This is a genomic window from Rhizohabitans arisaemae (genome assembly GCF_025996515.1).
Lineage (GTDB): Bacteria > Actinomycetota > Actinomycetes > Streptosporangiales > Streptosporangiaceae > Rhizohabitans > Rhizohabitans arisaemae.
The window spans coordinates 271,310-293,721 of sequence record NZ_BLRH01000029.1 but is presented as its reverse complement, the minus strand read 5'-3'; the positions used below and the strand labels follow the sequence as shown (position 1 = coordinate 293,721).

The following is a 22,412-nucleotide window of genomic DNA, read 5'->3' as shown; positions in this document are numbered from 1 at the left end:
ACAGACCTGTCCGCGTCAGGAAACGGGAAGACCGCACGAGCCCGCCGGCGCGGCGCCACCGGTACGGGGCACCGTCCCCCTGCCGTCGCGGGTCGGTGAGCGGTCGGCGGGCCGTCGCAAGCCCACCGGGTACGGGGTCGCACGCGATGCGGCCGGGAGCCGCGAAGCGTCGACGGCTTCGCCGGGTGACACCGGCGAAGCGATCACTACCAGGCGTAGTCCTCCGGGGCGGGCTTGTGCCCGGGGAAGATCTCGTCGAGCCGGGCCAGCGTCTTCTCGTCGAGGACGACGTCGAGGGCACGTACGGCGGAGTCGAGTTGCTCCATGGTGCGCGGGCCGACGATCGGCGCGGTGACGGCCGGGCGGTGCAGCAGCCACGCCAGAGCGACCTCGGCGGGCTCGTGCCCGAGCTCGGCCGCGAGGTCCTCGTACCGCTCGATCTGCGGGCGGTACGCGGCCAGCGCGGCCGCGGCCCGGCCGGCGAGGCGGCGGCGTCCTTCCTTCTCCGCCCGGAGCACACCGCCGAGAAAGCCCTGGTTCAGCGGCGACCAGGCCAGTACGCCCAGGCCGTAGTGCTCGGCGGCGGGCAGCACCTCACGCTCGACCGCCCGGGTCAGCAGGTTGTAGAAGGACTGCTCGCTCACCAGGCCCATCAGGTTGCGCCGTCCGGCGGCGGCCTGGGCCTGGGCGATGTGCCAGCCGGCGAAGTTGCTGCTGCCGACGTAGAGGATCTTGCCTTGCCGTACGGCCACATCGATGGCCTGCCAGATCTCCTCCCAGGGCGTCTCACGGTCGACGTGGTGGAACTGGTAGAGGTCGATGTAGTCGGTCTGCATCCGGCGCAGGCTGGCATCCAGCGCCCGGCGGATGTTCAGCGCGGAAAGCCCGCCCTCGTTGGGCCGGTCGCCCATGTTCGCGTAGACCTTGGTGGCGAGCACGGTGCGCTCGCGCCGCCCGCCGCCCCGCGCGAACCAGGTGCCGATGATCTCCTCGGTCTTCCCCTTGCCTGCGTGCAGTCCGTAGTCGTTGGCGGTGTCGAAGAAGTTGATGCCCCGCTCGTCCGCGGAATCCATGATCGCGTGCGCGTCGGCCTCGCTGGTATGGGGCCCGAAATTCATCGTCCCCAGACACAAACGGCTGATGGTAAGGCCGGTGCGGCCGAGCTTGGTGAATTGCATGCCCGTCAGTGTGAGTCCGCTCGCAGCCGACTGTCAACAATAGATTTTCAAGATTCGGCCGCTGCTTGAAATTCTGTTCCAACGAAGCTAGCTTGCATCCATGACGAACCGGACTGTCATCTCCTGCGGACGGACCCGGCCTTGGTCGGCCCACGTCCGCGATCGGGTCGGAACCACAGGTGGTGGGCTTTTGTGAGCGCGGGCTCGGTGGGCTTCATCGGCCTGGGCAACATGGGCCGCCTGATGGCGGCCAACCTCGCGCGATCGGGCCGCAAGCTCGTGGTACGCGACACCGACGCCGAACGGCAGAACGCCTTCGCCATCGAGTTCGACGCCGTCGCCGGCGACACCCCGGCGGCCTTCGCCGAGGTGGAAGCCGTCGTGACGATGCTGCCTAACGGCAAGGCGGTGCGCGAGGCCGTACTGGACTCCGGGGTGGCCACCGCCCTGCGGCGCGACGCCGTTGTGATCGACAGCAGCTCGTCCGACCCCCTGGACACCCTTGAGCTCGGCCGTGAGCTGGCGGAACAGGGCCTGGCGCTGGTCGACGCGCCGGTGTCGGGCGGCATGGCGCGGGCGCTGGACGGCACTCTGGCGATCATGCTCGGCGCCGGCGACGAGGCCGCCGCCGAACGCGCACTCCCCATCCTGGACGCGATGAGCGCCCGGGTCTTCCGCACCGGCGCGCTCGGCACCGGCCATGCGATGAAGGCGCTGAACAACTTCGTGCTGGCCGCGGGCTTCGTCGCCGCAGCCGAGGCGCTGGTCACCGGCGGCAAGTTCGGCCTGGATCCCGCCGTGATGCTCGATGTGCTCAACGCGTCGTCGGGACGCAACGTCAGCACGGAGACCACGCTGGTCGAGGAGGTGCTGACCCGCCGGTTCACGGCCAACTTCACCCTCGGCCTGTTCACCAAGGACCTCGGCATCGCGGCCGGCCTGGCGGGCTCACTGGAGATCGACGCGCCCCTGTGCGCGCTGGTGCACGAGCGGCTGGCCCAGGCAGGCGCCGAGCTGGGCCCGCAGACCGACTACACCGAGACCGTGCGGCTGTGGGAGCGCCGGTCCGGCGTCGAGCCGGCCCCCTGAGCCGCGCCCACCGCAGCCGTTTGAATCAGTCCCATCGGAGGAACAGAGCATGAAGGTCATCCACGGGCGGGAAACCGACGCCCCCTCGATAAAGCAGTCGGACGGATTCACCGGCGAGGTCTGGGCCGACCCGGTGCTGCGCGGGGCCGAGGGCGCGTCCGTCCACACCGTGTTCTTCGCCCCCGGCGCCAGAACCCACTGGCACCGGCACAGCCACGGGCAGATCCTGCACATCACCGGCGGCAGCGGCGTCGTGGTCACGCGCGACGAAGCCGTCGAGGTGCGGGCCGGCGACACGGTGTGGAGCCCTCCGGGCGCGGAACACTGGCACGGCGCCGGGGAGGACGGCTACCTGATCCACACGGCGATCTCGCTCGGCGAGCACACGTGGCTCGACCCGGTCACCGACGAGGAGTACAAGCACCGCCTGGACCCGGGGAACCGGTGATGTGGATCAACGGAGCCGAGGTCTCCTCGGCGGGCCGGGACACACTCGCGGTCGTCAACCCGGCGACCGAGGAGCAGATCGGTTCGGTCGTGCGCGGCACCCCGGCCGACGCCGAGGCCGCCGCACGGGCCGCCGCCGACGCCTTCCCCCGGTGGCGGCGGTCGGCACCGGCCATCAGGGCCGCCCTGCTCCGCGAGATCGCCGACAGGCTCGCCGCCCACCGGGCCGAGCTGGCCGACCTGCTCGTCGCCGAGCAGGGCAAGCCCCGGCGCGACAACGAGAGCGAGATCGACTCCGCGATCGAGCTGTTCACCTACTACTCGGGCTTCGCCTGGCGCGACCGGGGCGCGGTGAACCCGGCCGAGGACAAGGTCCTCGACTTCGTCCTGCGTGAGCCGGTGGGGCCCGTCGCGTGCATCGTGCCGTGGAACTTCCCGATCATGCTGATGGCACGCAAGGTCGCGCCCGCACTGGCGGCCGGCTGCACCGTGGTCGTCAAGCCGTCGGAGGAGACGCCGCTGGCGACCCTGCTGTTCGCCAGGGTCGTCGCCGACCACCTGCCCCCCGGCGTCCTCAACGTCGTCACGGGCTACGGATCGGAGGTGGGCGAGCCGCTGGTCCACGACCCCCGGATCAGGCATATCGCCTTCACCGGCTCCACCGCCACCGGCCGGCGCATCGCGAGCTCGGCGGCCGCCGCCATGAAAGGCACGACGCTGGAGCTCGGCGGCAAGGACCCGCTCATCATCGGCCCCGACGCCGACCTCGAGACCGCCGTACCCGCCGTCGCCTTCGCCGGCCTGCTCAACGCCGGCCAGTGCTGCACCAGCACCGAACGGATCTACGTCGCCCAGCCCCTGCTCAAGGACTTCCTGGAAGCGCTCGTCGACCACGTGCGGGGCATCGACGTCGGCGACGGCGCACGGGCCGGCACCGTGATGGGGCCGCTGATCCGCGAGGACGCCCGCCGCCGGGTCGGCGAGCACGTCACCGAGGCCGTGGCGGCCGGCGCCAAGGTGCTCACCGGCGGCGGCGTCCCGCCCGGCCTGGACAGGGGCTGGTTCTACGAGCCGACCGTCGTGGTGGACGTGCCCGACTCCGCGCGGCTGCTCCGCGAGGAGACCTTCGGGCCCGTCCTGCCCGTGGCCGGGTTCGCCTCCGTCGACGAGGCGATCGCGCGGGCCAACGACACCGCGTACGGGCTGGGCGCGACGGTCCTGAGCAACGACCCCGGATTCGTCAAACGCTGCATCGACGGGCTCGACGTCGGCAACGTGTTCGTCAACGACCCCCTGACCGCCGCCACCGCGACGACGTTCGGCGGCACCAAGATGAGCGGGATGGGACGGGAGCTCGGGGTCGAGGGCTTCGAAGCCTTCCGGGAGTCCAAGCACGTCCACTGGATGTTCACAAGATAGGCACAGGTCGTGACATCGCCCCAGAATGATTCCAACCCCGTGATCGACGGCGCGAGCTGCATCGCGCGGATCCAGAGTATGCGCGAGAACCTGACGCCCGGCCAGCGCCGCCTGGCGGACACGGTGCTCGACGATCCGCACGCGGTGATCCTGGCGAGCGTGGCCGAGGTGGCCATGCGCAGCAACAGCAGCGACGCCGCGGTCAGCCGCTTCGCCCGGGTGCTCGGATACGGCAGCTACGCGGAGTTCAGGCTCGCGCTCACCCGCGACCTGGTCGGCAGCACACAGGCGATCCATGAGGACATCGAGGCCGGTGACGGGGTCGACGTCATCGCCGAGAAGGTCGCCGCGGCCAATGTCCGGGCCATCGAGGACACGTGCCGGGGCCTGGAGACGCCGTCGCTCGAGGCGGCCGTCGCAGCGCTGTCCGCGGCGTCGCGCATCGCCTTCTTCGGCTTCGGCGCGTCCGCCGCGGTGGCCCGCGACGCCCGGCACCACTTCCTGCGCACCGCCAAGGACACCATCGCGATCGAAGACCACCACGAACAGGTCATGTGGGCGACGACCGCGCGGCCCGGCGACGTCGTGCTGCTGTTCTCACACACCGGCACGTCCCGGGATCTGTGCGACGTGGCCGAACTGGTCCGCGCCGAGGGGGCGACGGTCATCTCGGTCACCAACCACGGGACCAGTCCGCTGACGAAGCTGGCCGACATCAACCTGTTCACCTCCTCGCGCGAGACGCGCTACCGGGAGGAGTCGGTGAGTTCGCGGATCGCCGCCATGACGATCATCGACATCCTCTACGTCGCGGTCGCGCTGGAGCACTCCGATGAGCAGGCGCAGCGCCGTAACAAGATCCGCCAGGCGATTCAAAGGAAGCGCACGTGAACTCCGACCTCCCCCTGAGCGACGTTCGCGTCGTCGACCTGTCGCGCTTCATCGCCGGCCCGTTCTGCACCCAGATCCTCGCCGACATGGGGGCGGACGTGGTGAAGGTGGAACGGCCCGGCGGCGAGGACGCGCGCCACCACGCGCCGTTCCTCGACGGCGAGAGCCTGTATGTGCTGGGCCTCAACCGCAACAAGCGGGCGATGACGCTGGACACACGCAACCCGGCCGCCCTCGCGGTACTCGAACGGATGATCGGCGACAGCGACGTACTCGTCGAGAACTACCGTCCCGGCACCCTCGCCGCGATGGGCCTGGGACCCGAGCGCCTGCGCGAACTCAACCCCGATCTGGTGGTGACGTCGATCTCGGGCTTCGGGCAGACCGGGCCGCTGGCGCACCGCGCGCTGTTCGACGCGATCGCGCAGGCGATGTCGGGGCTCATGAGCCTGACCGGGGAGGGCTCGCAGCCGACCCTCGCCGGAACCTACGTGGCCGACTACATCGCCGGCCTCTACGGAGCGCTCGGGACCCTGTTCGCACTGCGCCACCGCGACCGCACGGGCCAGGGCCAGCTGGTCGACATCGCCTCCCTGGACGGGCTCCTCTCCACCCTGACGACGCAGGTCATGGCCACCGCGAACCTGGGCACGACGCCCCCGCGCACCGGCAGCCGCGACGCGTTGAACGCACCGGCGAACGTCTTCGCGGCCAAGGACGGCCATCTCTACCTGCACGGCGGGACGAACCCGCTGTTCCCTCGGCTGTGCCTGGCCATGGGCCGCCCCGAACTGGCGGCCGACGAGCGGTTCGCCGACGTCGTCCCGCGCATGGCCAACGCGCGCGAGATCGAGGAGATCGTCGCGGCGTGGGCGGCGTCGCTGACGGTCGAGGAGGCGGGGGCGTCGCTCACGGCCCAAGGGATCCCGTGGGGGCCCGTGGCCACCTTGCCGGAGGTGATCGCGTCGCCCCAGGTCGAGGCGCGCGACATGCTCGTCACGATCGACCATCCCAAGCTGGGGCCGCTCCGGGTACCCGGCCTGCCGATCAAGCTGAGCGGCTCGCCGGGCAGGGTGCGGACACCGCCGCCGCTGGTCGGCCAAGACACCGAGGACATCCTCGCCGAGCTCGGCTACAGCGACTCCGAGGTGGCCGCGCTACGCGTCGACGGCGCCGTCTAGACGCCTCCGCACCCACGACTTTTGATCGCCCACCAAGGCAAGGGAGAGCCCTGACATGCCACAGGCGCCGACGAAGAAGAAGGAAGCCCTCTACGAGCTGGTCGAGATCCCCGAGGAGTTCGGCCCGGTGGAGGTGGTCGTGGACGAGGAACGGGTCAAGGCGTTCGCCTTCGCCGTCGACGACTACGGCGACTGGTACCTGGGCGAGCAATCGCCGTTCGGCGGCCCCATCGGGCACCCGCTGGTGCTCGCCAACGAGCTGCTCTTCCTCTTCTACGACAAGTACGACGGCAACACCGCACGCGGACTGCACACCCATGAGAAGCTGACGTTCCTCTCGCCGGTGCGCCGCGGCGAGAAGGTCACCCTGACCGGCTCGTACGTGGCGAAGTACGAGCGCCGCGGCCAGGGCTACGTCGTCCTGGAGGCGGTCGCCCGCGGGGAGGACGGCCGTGAACTGGTCCGCCACCGCGGCATCGAGATCATGCGCGCGCACGCCGGCTCGGTCGTCGGCCGGCGCAGCGCCGCCGCGTCCACCGGCCGGCGGGTGACCGGTGAGGTGGCCGCCGGGACGGCCCCGGTGGATCGGGCGCGGCCGGGCCTGGCGCCGCGCACGCCGATCACCCCGCTCGCCAAGCACGTCACGCAGGAGCAGATGTACGTCTTCTCCTGGGGCGGCCGGGGCTACCGCAACGTGCACACCGATCCGGGGCGGGCCGCCGAGTCCGGCCTGGACGCCACGCTGGTGCAGGCCCAGCAGCAGACCTCGTTCGTGACCCAGGCGATGACGCGCTTTTTCGGCCCGTCCTGGCTGACCAGTGGCGAGTTGGACATGCGGTTCATCTCACCCGCCTTCGCCGGCGACCACCTCACCGTCGGCGGCGCCGTACTCGGCGAGGTGCGGACCCCGCACGGCCCCGGGCTCGAACTGGAGGTCTGGATCGAGCGCCCGAACGGTGTCAAGACCGGCGTCGGCTGGGCCGTCGCCGCTCTCACCGAGCCCCACCACACCGGAACCCACTGAAGGAGCCCGTGAAGATGACGCAGTTGGATACGGCGACGACGACCGGGGGCGCCTTGGTCGTACGCCTGCTGAAGGCGATGGGCGCCCGCGTGGTGTTCGGCGTCCCCGGCGGGCAGACGCTCGCGATCACCGACGCGATCCTGGGCGACGACCGGATCCGTTTCGTCACCGCCCGCCATGAGGGCGCGGCGGCCTGCATGGCCGACGCCTACGGGCGGCTGACCGGCGAGCCCGGCGTCTGCCTGGCCACCACCGGGCCCGGCGCCACCAACATGCTCACCGGCGTCGGCGGCGCCTTCCGCGACTCGAGCCCGGTCATCGCGATCACCTGCAACAACCGGCTTCCCGACCTCGATCGCGACGACGCCCAGGGCGCCGACCACGTGTCGATCTTCCGGCCGCTGGTCAAGTGGTCCAAACTCGTCTCCACGGCCGGGTCGATCCGCCAGGCGGTGGAGGAGGCGTACCTGCGTGCCCGTACCGGCTCCCCGGGCCCGGTGCTGCTGGACTTCGCGCGCGACGTGATCGAGGGGCCGGTGCCCCAGGAGGTGCTCGACCGGATCCCCGAGCGGTACGGCCCTGCGCCTGCGGCGCCCTCCGCCGCCGCGGAGGGCGTGGCCGACCTCGCCGCCCGGCTGCTGACCGCCCGCAGGCCGACGCTGTGGATCGGCAACGGCGTCAAGGTGGGCCGCGCGGGCGAGGCGGCGCTGGCTCTCGCGGAGACCCTGGACATGCCGGTCGTGACGACGTTCAACGGCATTGGAGCGGTCCCGACCGGACACGAGCTGGTGTTCGGCTCGCTCAACCGCATGGGCACCGGGCTGTCCACCCGCGTGCTGGCCGACACCGATCTGCTGCTGGTGGCCGGCAACAGCCTCAACGCCGTCTCCACCGGCCGCTGGTCGCTGCCGCTGCCCGACCGCATCGTCCAGATCGACGTCGACCCGACGATGATCGGCCGCTACTACGCCGAGCGCACCACCGGCCTGCTCGGCGACGCGGGGGCCACGCTCACCGCGCTGGCCCGGGCGGTCGCCGCCGGTGAGCCGGACGCCGCCGCGGCCCGGGACCGGGCCGCGCGACTGCGCGACCTGTCGGCGGCCCGGGCGGCGTGGTGGGAGACGATCGACCGGCACGACGCCGAGGCCCGGGACTCCGTCTCGCCGGCCACGCTCATGCGCGTGGTGCGCGGGATCGCCCCGGACGACACCGTCGCGATCGTGGACGCGGGCAACCCCGGCGTCTGGTCGTACCTGTGGGAGGTGCGCTCCCCCGGCGCCTACATCAAGCCCGTCGGCTTCGGGAACATGGGCTTCGCGGTGCCCGCCGCGATCGGCGCCCAGTTCGCCGCGCCCGGCGCACCGATCATCGTGTTCGTCGGCGACGGGTCGCTCGGGATGAGCCTGGGCGAACTGGAGACGCTGGCGCGCGAGGACACCCCGGCGGTCGTCGTGGTCCTCAACGACTCCGGCTACGGCAACATCCGGCAGGAGCAGATCGTGCACTACGGCGCCGACCGGACGATCGGCGTCGACTTCGGCGACGTCGACTTCGCCACGGTCGCCCGCGGGTGCGGCGTGGACGGCGAGCGGGTGCGCGACGTCGAGGGGCTGGCGGCGGCGGTCCGCAAGGGGCTGGCGACCGGGGGGCCGTACCTGGTCGACGTCGTGATCGACCCGGCCGTGAACGCCTGGACGTTCCCCGCGTTCCGGCCCTACACCCCGGAGAACTGATGGAGCGGCGAGCGTCCGGAGGTGGCGCGCTCCTGGCGGTCGACGCGGGAAGTTCGCGCACACGGGTCACACTCCTGTCCGTGAACGGCCGGACGCTCGCCTCGCGCTCGGCGCCGACGCCTTCGAGCAGGGACCTGGACGGCACGGCCGTGCTGTCCGGTGAGAGCCTCTGGAACCAGGTCGCGGAGCTGGTGCGCGGGCTGCGGCCGCGGGAGTTCGACGTCGTCGGCATCGGGGTCGCGGCCCAGCTCGGGGTCGTGCTCGCCGACGAGTCGGGGAACGCGGTGGAGGACGTCCTGCTGTGGCCCGACGGGCGCGCCGCCGGACACGTCCGGGAGCTTGAGCGCAGGCTCGGGCCGTACGGCGCCCTGCTGGGCCGTCCCGTCTCCGCGGAACTGCCCGCGTGCAAGCTGATGTGGTGGGCCGGGGAGCGTCCGGACGCCCTCGGCGCGGCGCGCTGGGTCCTGTCGCTCAAGGACTTCCTGGTGCTGCGACTGACCGGTGCCGCCGTGACCGACGAGACGCACGCGTCCTACACCGGCTGGTTCGACGTGGCCGCGCGGGCGTACTCCGCCGAACTCGTCCGCCGCGCCGGGGTCGCGCCGGCGCTGCTGCCACCCGTCCGGAGCGCCCACGAACCGGCGGGGACCCTGTCGGCCGCGGCGGCGGAGCGTCTCGGCCTGGCGGAGGGCACGTGCGTGGCGGTCGGCGGTCCGGACGGCAGCGTCGGCGCGCTCGGTGCCGGGGCGGTCCGCCCGGGGGTCACCGTCGACGTCGCCGGCACGACCGACGTCCTGCTGAGCGTCGTCGGCGAACCGCGTTGGACCCCTCCGGCACGCACGGTGCTCAACGCCTTCGTGCTGCCGGGCCATTGGGTGCTCGGCGGCCCGACCGGCATGACGGGAGGCGCCGTCGACTGGGTGTCCCGCCTCCTGGGCTTCGGCTCGGCGGCCGACGCGTTCGATCGGCTGGGCGGCGAGGCGATGGCGCTGCCGGTGGGATGCGACGGCGTGGGCTTCAACCCCGCGCTGTCGGGAAGCCGGCTGCCGACCTGGGACAGCGCGGAACGGGGCATGCTGTCCGGGCTGGGGCAGCACCATTCGGCCGCCCACGTGTTCCGCGCGGCGCACGAGGGAGCCGCCTTCACCGTGCTGGAGGGCATCGACGCCCTGCGCGCGGCCGGCGCGACGGTCGACGAGATCGTGATCGTCGGCGGCATCGCGAAACAACCCGAGCTCGTACGGCTCCGCAGCGAGCTGTGGGGTGTCCCGGTACGGGTGCTCGCCGGCGAGGAGGCCACAACGGTGGGGGCGGCGATGCTGGCGGGGATCGCATCCGGTCTCTTCAGGGACGCCGCGCACGCGGCCGACGCGCTCGTGTCGCCGGCGGTGACCACCCCCCGGGGTGACGCCCACCCGGCCGACGTCGCCCGAGCGCGCCTGCGCTGGCAGGCGACCGCCGACTCCGCCCGCGTCCTCGGCTCCCCACCGCCCGCACGATGAACCGGCCGTACCGCTCCCCGGACCGGCCCGAAAGCCGGGTCGGCGAAGGCGAACGAGCCGGTGGGCCGGGGTACGGGCCGTGTCCCGGCACGGCGATGCCGATTTCCCGGGCGGTGCGCACCCGCGGGATCCGGTCGACGCCGTCGGCGTGCGGGGGTCGTGCTCGCTCAAGGAGACCGGGACTGAGCAGCGGGATGCGTGAGACCCGTGACACGCATCCCGCCGGGTCCGATCAGAAGTACTGACCGTAGTAATCGACGTTGGGCCAGGCTTTGGTGGCGTCGGCGGCCCGGTACAGCTCGGGGTCGATGTTGTGGGCCTGACCGGCGGCGTTGTCCCGCTGGTTGAACAGCGCGGCGTAGCAGACCCCGTCGAAACGCCGGACAAGAACGGTGTAGGTGCCGGGGAGGCTGCCGCTGTGCCAGATGTTGCGTCCCCCCGCCGCGACGTTCCGGACCTGCCAGCCGCAGCCGTACCACCAGCCGTCGCCGTTGGTCCCCGTCTCGGGCTGGGCGAACGCGCGGGAGAGCGACGCCGCGGAGAGGACCGGGCTCGGGCCGTCGAAGATCCCGGCGAACCGCACCAGGTCCACCGCGGTCGCGAGCCAGCCGCCGTGCGCGTCCATGTTCTCCACGTTGAACGAACCGTACGGTGCCGGGACCGTGGCGCCGGAGCCGTCCAGCACGGTTCGCCCGCTGCGCTGTGAGACGTAGGGGACCTCACGCGGGGCGGCGTCGGCCTTGAGCGTCTGCGCGAGCCGCATCCGCGTGATGCCCCGAGGCCCGAGGATCTTTTGCTGGACATACCGGTCGTACGGCATGCCGCTCACCTTCTCGATGATCCGGCCCAGCAGCATGTAGTCGTAGTTGCCGTAGGCGTACCTACTGCCCGGATCGTGGTCCAGCGGCAGGCCGCTGGTGTGCCGGATGACATCGTCCCGGCCGACCGGGAGCGGCACCCCAAGCGCTTTGGAGATCGCGAAATCGTTGAACATCGGATCGGTCGTGACGCCGGAGTCCCATCCGCCCAGATGCTGCAGGAGCCTCAGCACGGTCACCTGGTTCAGGCGGGGGTCGAGCTTCTTGCCGGACGGAGGCGTCAGGGTGAGCAGGTCGGTCAGCCGGTCGGTGAGCTTGAGCTTTCCGTCCTGGACCAGTTTGAGGACCGCGGCGCCCGTGATCGGCTTGCTCACACTGGCGATCCGGAACAGGGAGAGCGGGTGGACGAACAGCTTGCTGTCCGCGCTCCAGGTGTAGCCGCGGGCGAGCAGGAGTTTGCCTTTGCGCGCGACGGCCAGCGATCCGCAGGAGATGTTCCGCTGCTGCATGAACGTCTTCATGGTCAGGTCGAACTCGGCCATGCCGCGGCCCCTGGAGCCGAAGACCCGCCAGGCCGGTGCCCCGGCGTGCGCGGGAGCCGGGAGTCCGCCGAGCAGTCCGCCTCCGGCCAGGCCGAGCCCGGCCAGCCCTATCCGCCGTCCGAAATCACGCCGTGTCAGTCCACCGGCCATCTGGTCTTGCCCCCAAGATCAATCAATCAAGCCAAAGGGACAAGCTACCCCAGATCACCCTGATCTCTTGGCGGAAACGATGCCATTTGCCCAGTTTCATCCTGTGTATATATGTGGGAGGAGAGCGCATGCCGCAGGTGAGCCGCCGTCCACGGACTTCCGCGCGATCGCCCGCCTGGCCGGCCCACCGGCCGCCCACGACCGGGTGCGATCGGTCTTGACCGGGAGCCCGCTGAAATCCCGCGCCGCAAGCGGTTCGAGTGCTCTCCGCGCCACGGTAGGATCCGTTCAGAAGTCGAAAGACATGGTCCTGTAGAGCAGTTTGGAGTGCTCGCCACCCTGTCAAGGTGGAGGTCGCGGGTTCAAGTCCCGTCAGGACCGCCCAAATCACGGAAATCCCATCCCTGCCGTGGCCACCCTGCCGGTTTGTCGGGATCCCGGTCCGCCGGCGGAAGTCAAGCACCTGGGGCGACATGATCGTTCATCCGCCGCCAAGCCTCGACGACCCCTTCAGGAGCGCGGATCGACGCGACGGGCGGCGACCCGCTCGGGGTCCGGCCAGTGCACACCGTCCGCCCAGTTCAGACGCTCGAACCAGCGGATGAGCCGGGCGCTCGGATCGAGCTGACCCCGGAGCACCCCGTGCCGGGCGCAGGTCGGCTCCACATGGTGCCAGTTGTGCCAGCCCTCGCCCAAGGTCAGCAGGGCCACCCAGCGCACGTTCGACGAGCGGTCCCGGGTGCGGAACGGGCGGTCGCCGAAGGTGTGCGCGACGGAGTTGACCGACCAGGTGACGTGGTGCACCACGGCGTACCGGACCAGGCCACCCCAGAAGAGGGCGGTCCACGCCCCGGCCCACGACATCGACCAGATTCCGCCCACCGCGGCGGGCAGGGCGAAGGAAAGCGCGGCGACGGCCGGATAGGCGGCGTCGAAGCGCCGGACGTCCGGGTCGGCGAGCAGGTCGGGCACCCAGTGCCGGATGTTGGACCGGCGGCGCGCGGTGTAGAACCAGCCGACGTGCGCGTGCGCCATGCCGCGCACCAGCGCCCAGCCGCCGTCGCCGTACCGCCACGGCGAGTGCGGGTCCCCCTGGCGGTCGGCGTACTTGTGGTGGCGGCGGTGCTCGGCCGTCCACAGCGTCACCGGCCCTTCCACGGCCATGCCCCCGGCGAGCATGAGGGCGATCCGCAGCGGTCTGCGGCATCTGAAGGATCGGTGGGTGAAGAGCCGGTGGTAGCCGATGGCGATGCCGAAGATGCTGATCAGATACATCGTCGCCGCGATGACCACATCGCGCGGGCCGATCCCCCACCCCCAGACGGCCGGCACCGCCAGGGCGAGGAGCACCACGGGGAGCACCACGAGGACGACGAGGTAGGCGGTCCGGCGGCCGGTGCCGACCGCCACCGTCTCCGCTGCACCCGAGTCCGGCCGTCCGCCGGGGGAGGAAGTCACGGCCCCATTCATGACCGGCTTGCGGTACTTCCGACAATGACTTGAGAGTGAGGAGTCAGTCACTTACAGGAAGCAAAACACTGCACACGGTAGCCATCAAGGAAAGCCCGGCCCCGGCCTAGATTGTGGCTACACAACGTGATGATCAATGTTCGCTCCGTCTTCCGCGAAGGGGCCACGGCATGGGCACTGTCGATCAGGCGACCACGGGCAGCCACCTGGAGAGATACGACCAAGCCCTGGCCCGGGACCCGATGTCCGCGATCGGCCTGATCCGCGACTGGATGCGAACCGACTGGCGTGCCCTCTTCGCCGAACTGCGCGAGCGACGGCCGATCTTCGTCACCCCGGGCTTCACCGTCGTGACCCGCTACCCCGACGTGGCCGAGGTCCTCTCCCACGAGAAGGTCTTCACCGTGCGCGCCTTCGGACCCCGGCTGGAGGCCGCGCTCGGCGCCCCGTTCATGCTCTCCCGGGACGCCACCCCGATGAACTGGCGGGAGAAGGGGCTCATGCGGGTCATGCTCTCCCCCGCCGACGTGGCGGGCGTGCGCGAGCTGGCCGGTCGCCTCGCCGACGAGGCGCTGGACGCCGCGGCCCCGCAGGGACGCGTCGAAGCCGTCCACCGGCTCTTCCGCCGTGTCGCGCTGGGCGTGTGCGCCGAATACTTCGGCTTCCCCGGCCCCGACCCGCACACCCTCTCCCGGTGGACCAGGGCGATCATCGTCGACGGCTTCGCCAACTTCGGCGGCGACCCGCGGATCCAAGCCGCGTCCGAGCAGGCGGGAGCCGAGATGAAGGCCTACCTGACGGAGCGGCTCGCCCGGCTCCGGGCCGCCCGGTCGGCGGGCCGGGACCTGCCCGACGACGTCTTCACCAGGCTCGTCGCCACCGTGCTGCCCGCCGGGATCGGCGTCGACGACGAGCGGATCGTGGTCAACATGGCCGGGTTGCCGCTCGGATTCGTGGAGAGCGGTCCCGGGGCCATGGCCGAGGCGACCGAGCAGCTGCTGCTCCGCCCCCAGGTGCTGGCCCAGGCCGTCGAAGCCGCCGCCGACCCGGAGAGCTTCGACCGGTACGTCTGGGAGGCCCTGCGGTTCAACCCGTTCTTCAAGCTGCTTCCCCGGATCTGCGAGCGCGACCACGTCCTGGCCGCCGGGACCCCGCGCCGCACGCTCGTCCCCGCGGGCACCCTCGTCCTCGCCGCGCCCGCCTCGGCCGTGTTCGACGCGGACGTGGTCGACGAGCCCGAGGAGTTCCGTCCCGAACGGCCGGACCACCACCGGCTCTTCTTCGGCCTCGGCCACCACTCCTGTCTCGGGATCCACCCCGCCCGGGTGGTCATCTGCGAGACCGTACGACGTCTGCTGCTCCGTCCCGGGGTTCGACTGCTCCCCCAGCCGGAAGGGGAGATCATCCGAGCGGGCGGCGTCTTCCCCGACCGATTCGTCCTCGGGCTGGACCCCGCCGGACCGGACGTGCGACCGTGACAGGCCGGCGGAAGGCGCGGACCGCCCGCAACGACGGGGCCGTCAACCGGCTCAGATTCCTCGCCCTCACCCATGGGCGACCGCTCTGGGAGCTGGCGCAGGCCGTCCGTCCGGTACGGCGGCGCCTCAACGCCGCACTGATCGACTCGGCGATCCGGGAGATGCCGCCTCGGCCGGAACCGCTGAGCACCATGGCCGACTACACCTCCTGGACCTCGCTGACCGACCGGAGCTACAGCGGCCGCCACCTGCCTCCGGTCTCCCGGGCCGAGGACCACCGCCCCAGCCCCGAACAGGCCGGCGAGCTGTTCGTCCGCGGCGACACCATGATCCCCTGCCCGAGGTCCACCGTGCTCTTCGCCTACTTCGCGCAGTGGTTCACCGACGGGTTCCTCCGCGGCGACACCGGGATCCCTCGCGATCCCCGGAAGAACAGCTCCAACCACCACATCGACCTGAACCAGCTGTACGGCCTCGACGAGGTGGCCGCCACCGCGTTGCGCACCCTGGAGGGAGGGCTGCTCAAGAGCCAGGTCGTCGAAGGCGGGGAGTTCCCGCCGTACCTCTGCGCGAACGGCGAGGTCAAGCCGGAGTTCGCGCAGCTGAGCGTGATCCGCTTCGCCGAGCTCACCCACGCCCAGCGGGACACCCTGTTCGCGACCGGCAGCGACCGGGGAAACATTCAGATCGGCTTCACCATGCTCACCACGCTCTTCCTGCGTGAGCACAACCGGGTGGCCCGCCTGCTGGCCAAGCGGCATCCGCACTGGGACGACGAGCGGCTCTTCCAGACGACCCGCAACATCCTCATCGTGCTCCTCATCAAACTGGTGGTCGAGGAGTACATCAACCACATCACGCCGTACCACTTCCGGTTCACCCTCGACCCGCGACTGTCGGCGATGCTCGCCCGCGCGTCCTGGCACCGGCAGAACTGGGCCTCGGTGGAGTTCAACCTGGTCTACCGCTGGCACAGCCTCATCCCCTCCCACCTGTCGGTGGGCGGACGCGACCTGCCGATGGCGCAGACCCTGCTCGGCGGCCCGCTGCTCCCCGAGATCGGACTCGGACGCCTCTTCGAGGACGCCTCCCGGCAGCGGGCCGGCCGGATCGGCCTGTTCAACACCGACCCGATCCTGCGGGAGGTGGACGTGGCCAGCATCGCGGACTCCCGCACCCTGGACCTGGCCCCCTACAACAGCTACCGCGAACACTGCCGCTTCCCCCGGGTCCGCCGCTTCGAGCAGATCTCCGGCGACCGGCGGGTCGTCGACGCGCTGCGGGAGCGTTACCGGGACGTCGACGACCTCGACCTCTACGTCGGGCTCTTCGCCGAGGAGCCGGGATCGCCCGACGCCATCCTGCCGCCGCTCCTCACGAAGATCATCGCTATCGACGCCTTCTCCCAGGCGCTGACCAACCCGCTGCTCGCCACCCGGGTGTTCACACCCGCGACCTTCTCGCCGTACGGGGCGCGGATCATCGCCACGACCCGGACGCTCTCCGACGTACTCCACCGCAACACCCCGGAGGACACCCGGCCGCGGTTCGTCGGCATGACCCGGCGGGCCGAACCGTGAGCGAGGAGACCGACCCGGCCGCCGGGTTGCTGCGCGACGCCGCCCGCGAGGTCGCCGACATCGGAGTCGTGATCCAGGAGGCGGCCCGGCACGCCACCGCGGCGCTCACCGACCGGGCCGTGCTCGGCTCCGTGTCCCGCGCCCCCTCGGCGGGCTGCCGCGCCGGACGCACCCTGGTGCGCGCCCTCACCGGCGGCCAAGGCCTCGGACACGCGCTCGTCGGCGGCCGGCTCGGCACCCTGGCGGGCAAGCTCGGCGCCATGGCGGGCGCGGAGAGCCTGGCGGTGCGGGTCATGGCCGTCTCGCTCCGGCTGCGCATCGCCGCCGTCACCCGCACCCATCCCGAACTCGCCGACGACCCCCTGCTGGTACGGCTCATCGAGGCGGCCGCCGCCGACCGCGACCTCGAAGCCATCCGGGCCCTGCGCGCCCTCCTCAAGGACCGCGGGGCCGTACGCACCCTCAGCGGACTCGCCCCCGTCTTCGGCGAAGTGCTCGCCCTGCGCGCCCTGCTCGACGAGAACCCGCTCAACGACACCGCCGCCTGGCTGATCGCCACCGGCCAGGGCTACGCCAGCGCCGACCCGATCCTCGGCCTGAGCAACCGCGCCGTCGCGGTCCTGGACACCGGCGAGGGGGCCGCCCGCCGTATCGAACTCACCGCCGCCGAATCCGCCCGGCTGAGCGCGGAGGGCACCCTCCTCGGCTTCCTCCGCAACATCGACGCGATCGGCACGACCGGGCGGATGCTCATCCAGAGCGTCCAAGGCCCCGACGGGACGACACGGCACGTCGTCCACGCACCCGGGATGCGGACGGGGAGACCCGACAACGACTCTCCGCAGGACCTGCTCGGCGCGTTCAGCAGCGCCGTGCTGGACAGCAACCCCTACAGCCGCGCCCTGGCCAAAGCCGTCGCCGACTACGGCCTGCCGCACGGCGCCGAGCTCGCCCTCATCGGGCACAGCGCCGGCGGGGCGGCGATCATGAATCTGGCGCAGGACGCGGAGTTCTGCGCCCGCTACAGCGTCACCCATGTGGTCGCCGTCGGCTCACCCGTCGACTTCAAGAAACCCGCCGACCCGCACACCTGGATCGCGAGCGTCACCAACCAGCACGACATCATCCCCACCCTCGACGGGCAGGGGGCGGGCGGCTGCTTCGACCTGCACCCCGACTGGTACACGGTGGACTACCGGGACTCCACCCATCTCTTCCCGCTGTGCCACAGCATCGAGCGCTACCTGGCCAACCTCGCCGACGACCTGCCCGAGGAGCGTGCCGTGATCGACGGGCGGCTCGCCCCGTACCACGGCCCGGTCGTGCGCGCCCAGGCGTACCGGCTGTACGACCGCGTCCCCTACCCCGAGGGTTTTCCGTTCCTCACCGTGCCCACCCATCCGGTGGACACCCCGCGCGGGACCGTCGAGCTGCCGATCAGGTGCCAGGACGGCAGCGCCCTCACCGCGTACTTCGCCGTCGAGCCGGACGCGGCGAGACGGCTGCTCCGGGGGACCGGGCTCGGTCCCGCCGTACAGATGCGGGACCGGGCCGTCGTCGTCGTCCGGGCCTGCTGGAACCGGCGGACCAGCCTGGGCGGCTACCGCGAACTCCATCTCGGGGTCGTGGTCCCCGACCCCTGGCGCCCGGGATCCCTCCGGGTCTGGCCGGACCTGCTGCGCGACGCCGACCGGCGGTGCTCCGGGGACGTGCTGGCCGGCTCCGTGGTCGACAGCGCGGGAGTCCACGACCTGACGCGCACCCTGTGGGGCGGGGAATCCTACCTGGCGCCCATGGAGTTCGAACTGACCGCGGGGACCGCGCACATCGCGGTCGGCGGCCTCCGCGACCGGGTGCTCACCCTGGACGGACCCCTCGGCCTCGGGTTCCCCGCCCGCGACCGGGACCTGGTCACCTACACCAGCCGGAACGGCACCACCCTGCGATCCTGCGTGCGCACCGAGGGCCGGTGCCGGATCCATCCGATGCCCCGGGTACGGCTCGACGTCGGGCAGAACACCCATCCGTTCGCCCGCAGGCTCCGTGAGCTCGGGCTGGACGGCGAACGTCCGGCCCTGTGCGTGTCGGTCACCTCCCGCAGATCCCTCCGGGACGCGGCCGTGCCGGTACAGACCACCTGACCATCAAACGGAGGACCGATGTCCGAGGCGATCGCCGGCCACGCCGAGATCCTGCGGGCCGACGCCCGGGCGCTCGCCGAATGCGCCGAACGCCTGGACGCGATCGAAGCGCGCCTCCAGGAGAGCGGGGTCGCCCCGCCATGGCTCCGGGACGCGGTGCGATCCCACCGCGCCGCCTGTGTCAGGGCCGCCGACGACCTGACCGACGCCGCCGCGGACCTGGACCGCTACGCCCGCGGGGCCCGGCGCCGGCCCGCGCCGGAGCCCCGCTGACCCGCGGCGTCAGTCCGCCTCGTGGATGGCTTTGGCGGCGTTGAGCCCTGATTCGAGGGCGCCCTCGATCCAGGCGTGCCAGAGCGAGCAGTGTTCGCCGGCGAAGTGCACGCGGCCTTCCGGCGCGATGATCGCGTCGTGCAGGTTGGTCTGCTGGTGTGGCTCGAACAAGGCGAAGGCGCCGGCCGCGTAGGGGTCGTCGTACCAGGCGTGGGTGACGCCGAACTCGAAGTGGTCGTGGATCTGCGGATGGATCTTGGAGACGTCCTCCAGCGCCTGCTCGATCCGCTTGGCCGGGGACATCGCTCCCCACCGCAGCGCGTCCTGTCCCCAGGTGTAGCTGGCCAGCAGGACCGACCGCTCCTGCTCGGCGCCCGGGTGCGAGGGGTAGCAGATACGCCGGATCGGCAGATCGGTGACCGTGGTGCCGCCGACGATGCCGTCCGTCCGCTCCCAGAAGGGCTGCCGAACCTGGAACAAGATCTTGGTGGAGGCGTTGTAGTTGAGCTCCCGGATGGCGCGCTGCTTGCGCCGGGAGAAGGCGGGCCTGGTCTCCACATCGCGCAGCACCGAGAACGGGATCGCGCAGACCGCGTAGTCACCGGTGATCGTCGTCTTGCCCAGGCCGGTCTTGACGTGCACGGTCACCGAATGATCGTCCTGTTCGACGGCGGTCACCTCGTGGCCGAACCGGATGTGGTTCCTGAGCTCGTGATAGAAGGCGGTCGGCAGCCGATCCGACCCGCCCTCGATCTCCTGCATGTCCTCGAACGCCCGTCCGATGATCTCGCGGAACTGCTCGATGATCGCCGCGTTGAGGTTGGCCTCCCGGAAGCTCATCACGCCGTAGAGCTCGATCGCCCCCTCGGAGAAACCGCGTTCCCGCAGGAAGCTGCGGATGGAGTACCGGTCGTACTCCGCGCAGATCCGGTCGAGCGCGTCCTCGCCCTCCTCGGCGTACAGCTCGTGGATCTCCTGGGTGGCGCTCTGCCACAGGTCCTCGTAGGTGCGGCCCCGCTCGTGCTCGGCCAGCCCGAAGTCGACGATCCCCGGGTTGCCGTTCAGCTCCCCGATCGTGGTCCTGACCCCCTGGATGTAGGCGAGGGTCTTGGGGTTTCCCATGACGAAGGGGCGCAGCCGCAGCCCGAACCGTTCGCAGTAGGCGAGGGTGAGGTCGTGCACGCGGGGGATCCGCATCGCGCCCGCCTCGGCGTACAGCCCGGGCGCGAAGTCGCGCAGGGTGAGCACCCGCCCGCCGACCCGCTGCTGGGCCTCCAGCACGATCGGCTCGTGGCCCTGCCGCATCAGCTCGTAGCCGGCGACCAGGCCGGCCATCCCGGCCCCGATGATCAACACCCGCTTGCGCGGCCCGCCCCTGCTCTCCAATCCGTGCTCGGCCGCCTCGACGAGATCCCCGGGAACCCTCAGTTCGTGCGTCGGTCGGGGGACTCCCGCATCCGCCAGCTCCTCGGGCATGGCCGAACCGAGCTCCGCGGACGTCGACGGGGTCTTGCTCATGGCGCCTCACTCCCCTAGGTGACTACTCAAAGCAACCTCATGAATGCCATGGGTTACCTTTGTTGGCAAGGGGTGTATACAACCTCGGTCTGGGTACGGTTCCGCGCCGGTACGGGCCGCGGGGTCTTTCCGACACCGCCGGAACCCCTCCGCCAAGCCGCCGCCGCAGGCCGTACCGGCACATCAGGGTCGTCTGCCCCCGAACCCGGCGCCCGCCGGTATCCCATCCGCATCGGAACCCACCGATCGCCAAGCACGGTACGGGCCGCGCCGGGCCGATCGGCACCGCCGCCGCCAAGGCCGAACCGCCGCAGGCCGTACCGGCACTCGACGGTCACTGTGTACGGGCAGTGCCGACGCCGCCCAGCCGCTTCAAGTGCCCATGATCAGTTCAAACCGGTGAGATCGTACGCGACGTCGGCCACTCTGATCGTGCGAACCTGGGGGTCGTCGATCAGGGCGCGGAGGTCGCCGACGCGGGCGTGCTGGGTGACGTAGGCGTACGCCAGGCCGTCAGCGGCCGATTTGCGCAGCAGCTCCAGACCGAGTCCGAACTTGTCCAGGTTGACCGCGTCATGGTCGCGCAGGCCTCCGACCCAGCGGCGGAACCCGGCCAGCCCGTTCCGCGGCAGTTCGCCGGGGGCGAGCTCCGCGGCGTCGCCTTGCGGCGCGTCGGGCAGCACGGTGTCCAGGCGCCAGCCGACCGGGGTCCCGCCGATCCGCCCGTCGTAGATCGCCGTCTCCGGTGGAACGGCTGTGTGCCGCCGGACGAATGCCGAGAACTCGCTTTCCCCCAGCGGTTTGGCGAAATCGACCACCGCCAGGGCGTACATCGACTCGGGCAGCCGGTCCAGGATCCTCTTGGTGTCCGCCTTGCTCGGCGAGGCATCCGTGCCGACCGAGTCGAGCGCCGTGAACAGGGGCGTCTCCTTGATGAAACCCGGAGGCGGCCATTCGACTCGCCCGAACTGGTTCTGACTGACGGTGAAGACGGCGCCGCCGGAGACCTGGTCCGGCGATGAGAACCCCCCGGCCCGGAGCGGGGTGAGCCGCATGGAGAAGGAGAGCGAGAACGCTGTGGCGTCGCAGCATCTCCAGGCGTCGGTGCTGTAGCCGGGGTTGGCGACCTGCAGGGCTGTGCCGAGCACGTCCAGCATGCGGTCGTCCCGGTCGCCGCGCCGCTGGATCCACTGGGCTCCCAGGTTGAGCAGCAGCACCACGACGAGCGATATCACGGTGGCGGCGAGCGCGGTGCGCAGCACACCCCGCCGTACGGCTCGTCTCGTCCTGCCGGGATCGAAGTCCGGGATCAGGGGGATGTCTTCCTGCTCGGTCATGGGTGTCCTCCGTAGCTTTCGGCAAAGGCTGCGCGGGCGCGCCACAGGGCGGTTTTGACCGACGAGACGGAGCGGCCGGTCATCGCGGCCACCTCCACCAGGGAGAACCCGTCGAGGTAGACGAGGGTGAGCAGCTGCCGCTGCCGCTCCGGCATGCGGTCCAGCACGTCGCGGACCGCGATTGCGTCCTGGGCGAGCTCGGGAGCGCCCAGAGCGTCGGGAGAGGGCAGCGGAAGGGTGATCCGGCTGCGCCGTGCGTGGTCGAGGAGGACGTTGCGGGCGATGGCGAGCAGCCACGCGGCCGGGGATTCGCCGCGCCAGCCGAGCATCGCGCGGGCGGCCTTGACGAAGGTCTCCTGAGCAAGATCTTCGGCGAGGTGCGGGTCACGGGTCCGGCGCATGAGATATCCGCAGACCAGAGGCCAGTGCTCGCGATAGAGCCGCTCGATACCACTGCCGATGGCGTCCTCCGCGAACGGGATGTCGTTTTCACACCATCACAGACGAAGCCATCCGCCTGATGGTCACATCCGAATCCGCAACGCTGCACACGCTGGCACTCCTCCGGCCGTACCGGCAGCTGATGATCACGATGTACGGGCTGTCGCGGCAGGGTGGTCGCCGGACCGGGCCGTACGGTC

General features: G+C 71.2%; 18 protein-coding genes and 1 tRNA gene. 13 read left to right on the top strand and 6 right to left on the bottom strand.

Translation table 11 applies throughout. The features are described 5' to 3' along the window. Nucleotides 1-206: 206 nt before the first annotated feature. On the bottom strand, nt 207-1,178 hold the full coding sequence (locus RUR_RS12875; protein ID WP_283135237.1) for an aldo/keto reductase: 972 nt from the start codon (nt 1,176-1,178) through the stop codon (nt 207-209). Nucleotides 1,179-1,370: 192 nt separating this feature from the next. Between RUR_RS12875 and RUR_RS12870 the strand changes: the two genes are divergently transcribed. The 8 genes from RUR_RS12870 to RUR_RS12835 are packed head-to-tail and all read left to right on the top strand — an operon-like array spanning nt 1,371 to nt 10,464. Then, nucleotides 1,371-2,267: an NAD(P)-dependent oxidoreductase gene (locus tag RUR_RS12870; protein ID WP_283135236.1), complete on the top strand. Its 897-nt coding sequence runs from the start codon at nt 1,371-1,373 to the stop codon at nt 2,265-2,267. Between the two features lie 49 nt (nt 2,268-2,316). Continuing rightward, nucleotides 2,317-2,715, top strand: a complete 399-nt coding sequence (locus tag RUR_RS12865) for a cupin domain-containing protein (protein ID WP_283135235.1) — start codon at nt 2,317-2,319, stop codon at nt 2,713-2,715. Continuing rightward, entirely contained in the window at nt 2,715-4,133 is a 1,419-nt protein-coding gene (locus RUR_RS12860; protein WP_283135234.1) for an aldehyde dehydrogenase family protein, read from the top strand. Before RUR_RS12865 ends, RUR_RS12860 begins: the two co-directional genes overlap by 1 nt. 9 nt (nt 4,134-4,142) lie before the next feature. Beyond that, the gene (locus RUR_RS12855) at nt 4,143-5,024 is read left to right on the top strand and encodes a MurR/RpiR family transcriptional regulator (protein WP_346349036.1); all 882 of its coding nucleotides are present in this window, start codon (nt 4,143-4,145) and stop codon (nt 5,022-5,024) included. Continuing rightward, entirely contained in the window at nt 5,021-6,205 is a 1,185-nt protein-coding gene (locus RUR_RS12850; RefSeq protein WP_283135233.1) for a CaiB/BaiF CoA transferase family protein, read from the top strand. Before RUR_RS12855 ends, RUR_RS12850 begins: the two co-directional genes overlap by 4 nt. Nucleotides 6,206-6,260: 55 nt before the next feature. Beyond that, nucleotides 6,261-7,229: an FAS1-like dehydratase domain-containing protein gene (locus RUR_RS12845; protein WP_283135232.1), complete on the top strand. Its 969-nt coding sequence runs from the start codon at nt 6,261-6,263 to the stop codon at nt 7,227-7,229. 14 nt (nt 7,230-7,243) lie between these two features. Then, on the top strand, nt 7,244-8,962 hold the full coding sequence (locus tag RUR_RS12840) for a thiamine pyrophosphate-binding protein (protein ID WP_283135231.1): 1,719 nt from the start codon (nt 7,244-7,246) through the stop codon (nt 8,960-8,962). Further along, nucleotides 8,962-10,464, top strand: a complete 1,503-nt coding sequence (locus RUR_RS12835; RefSeq protein ID WP_283135230.1) for a xylulokinase — start codon at nt 8,962-8,964, stop codon at nt 10,462-10,464. Before RUR_RS12840 ends, RUR_RS12835 begins: the two co-directional genes overlap by 1 nt. Nucleotides 10,465-10,696: 232 nt before the next feature. On the opposite strand, the gene RUR_RS12830 is transcribed toward RUR_RS12835, so the two are convergent. Beyond that, complete coding sequence (locus RUR_RS12830; protein ID WP_283135229.1) at nt 10,697-11,974, bottom strand: serine hydrolase domain-containing protein; 1,278 nt, start codon at nt 11,972-11,974, stop codon at nt 10,697-10,699. 306 nt (nt 11,975-12,280) lie between these two features. On the opposite strand from RUR_RS12830, the gene RUR_RS12825 reads away from it, so the two are divergent. Then, nucleotides 12,281-12,355: transfer RNA gene (locus RUR_RS12825), tRNA-Asp, on the top strand. Between the two features lie 129 nt (nt 12,356-12,484). Here RUR_RS12825 and RUR_RS12820 read toward each other — a convergent pair. Next, nucleotides 12,485-13,444 carry an acyl-CoA desaturase gene (locus RUR_RS12820; RefSeq protein WP_428846991.1) on the bottom strand — a complete coding sequence of 320 codons (960 nt, stop codon included), beginning with the start codon at nt 13,442-13,444 and terminating at the stop codon, nt 12,485-12,487. 170 nt (nt 13,445-13,614) lie between these two features. Here RUR_RS12820 and RUR_RS12815 point away from each other — a divergent pair, with 170 nt between their 5' ends. Genes RUR_RS12815 through RUR_RS12800 form a run of 4 tightly spaced genes read left to right on the top strand, consistent with a single transcriptional unit; the run spans nt 13,615 to nt 18,916 of the window. Next, the gene (locus tag RUR_RS12815; protein ID WP_283135227.1) at nt 13,615-14,922 is read left to right on the top strand and encodes a cytochrome P450; all 1,308 of its coding nucleotides are present in this window, start codon (nt 13,615-13,617) and stop codon (nt 14,920-14,922) included. After that, nucleotides 14,919-16,502 (top strand): peroxidase family protein, encoded by a 1,584-nt coding sequence (locus tag RUR_RS12810; protein WP_283135226.1) that lies wholly within the window; start codon nt 14,919-14,921, stop codon nt 16,500-16,502. Before RUR_RS12815 ends, RUR_RS12810 begins: the two co-directional genes overlap by 4 nt. Further along, nucleotides 16,499-18,643, top strand: a complete 2,145-nt coding sequence (locus RUR_RS12805; RefSeq protein ID WP_283135225.1) for a hypothetical protein — start codon at nt 16,499-16,501, stop codon at nt 18,641-18,643. The genes RUR_RS12810 and RUR_RS12805 overlap by 4 nt, the downstream gene beginning before the upstream one ends. 18 nt (nt 18,644-18,661) lie before the next feature. Then, complete coding sequence (locus RUR_RS12800) at nt 18,662-18,916, top strand: hypothetical protein (RefSeq protein ID WP_283135224.1); 255 nt, start codon at nt 18,662-18,664, stop codon at nt 18,914-18,916. 9 nt (nt 18,917-18,925) lie between these two features. On the opposite strand, the gene RUR_RS12795 is transcribed toward RUR_RS12800, so the two are convergent. From RUR_RS12795 to RUR_RS12785, 3 genes are all read right to left on the bottom strand, one after another. Continuing rightward, nucleotides 18,926-20,434: a flavin monoamine oxidase family protein gene (locus tag RUR_RS12795; RefSeq protein WP_283135223.1), complete on the bottom strand. Its 1,509-nt coding sequence runs from the start codon at nt 20,432-20,434 to the stop codon at nt 18,926-18,928. Between the two features lie 386 nt (nt 20,435-20,820). Beyond that, entirely contained in the window at nt 20,821-21,771 is a 951-nt protein-coding gene (locus RUR_RS12790; protein ID WP_283135222.1) for a hypothetical protein, read from the bottom strand. Then, nucleotides 21,768-22,220, bottom strand: a complete 453-nt coding sequence (locus RUR_RS12785) for an RNA polymerase sigma factor (protein ID WP_283135698.1) — start codon at nt 22,218-22,220, stop codon at nt 21,768-21,770. Before RUR_RS12785 ends, RUR_RS12790 begins: the two co-directional genes overlap by 4 nt. Nucleotides 22,221-22,412 lie beyond the last annotated feature (192 nt).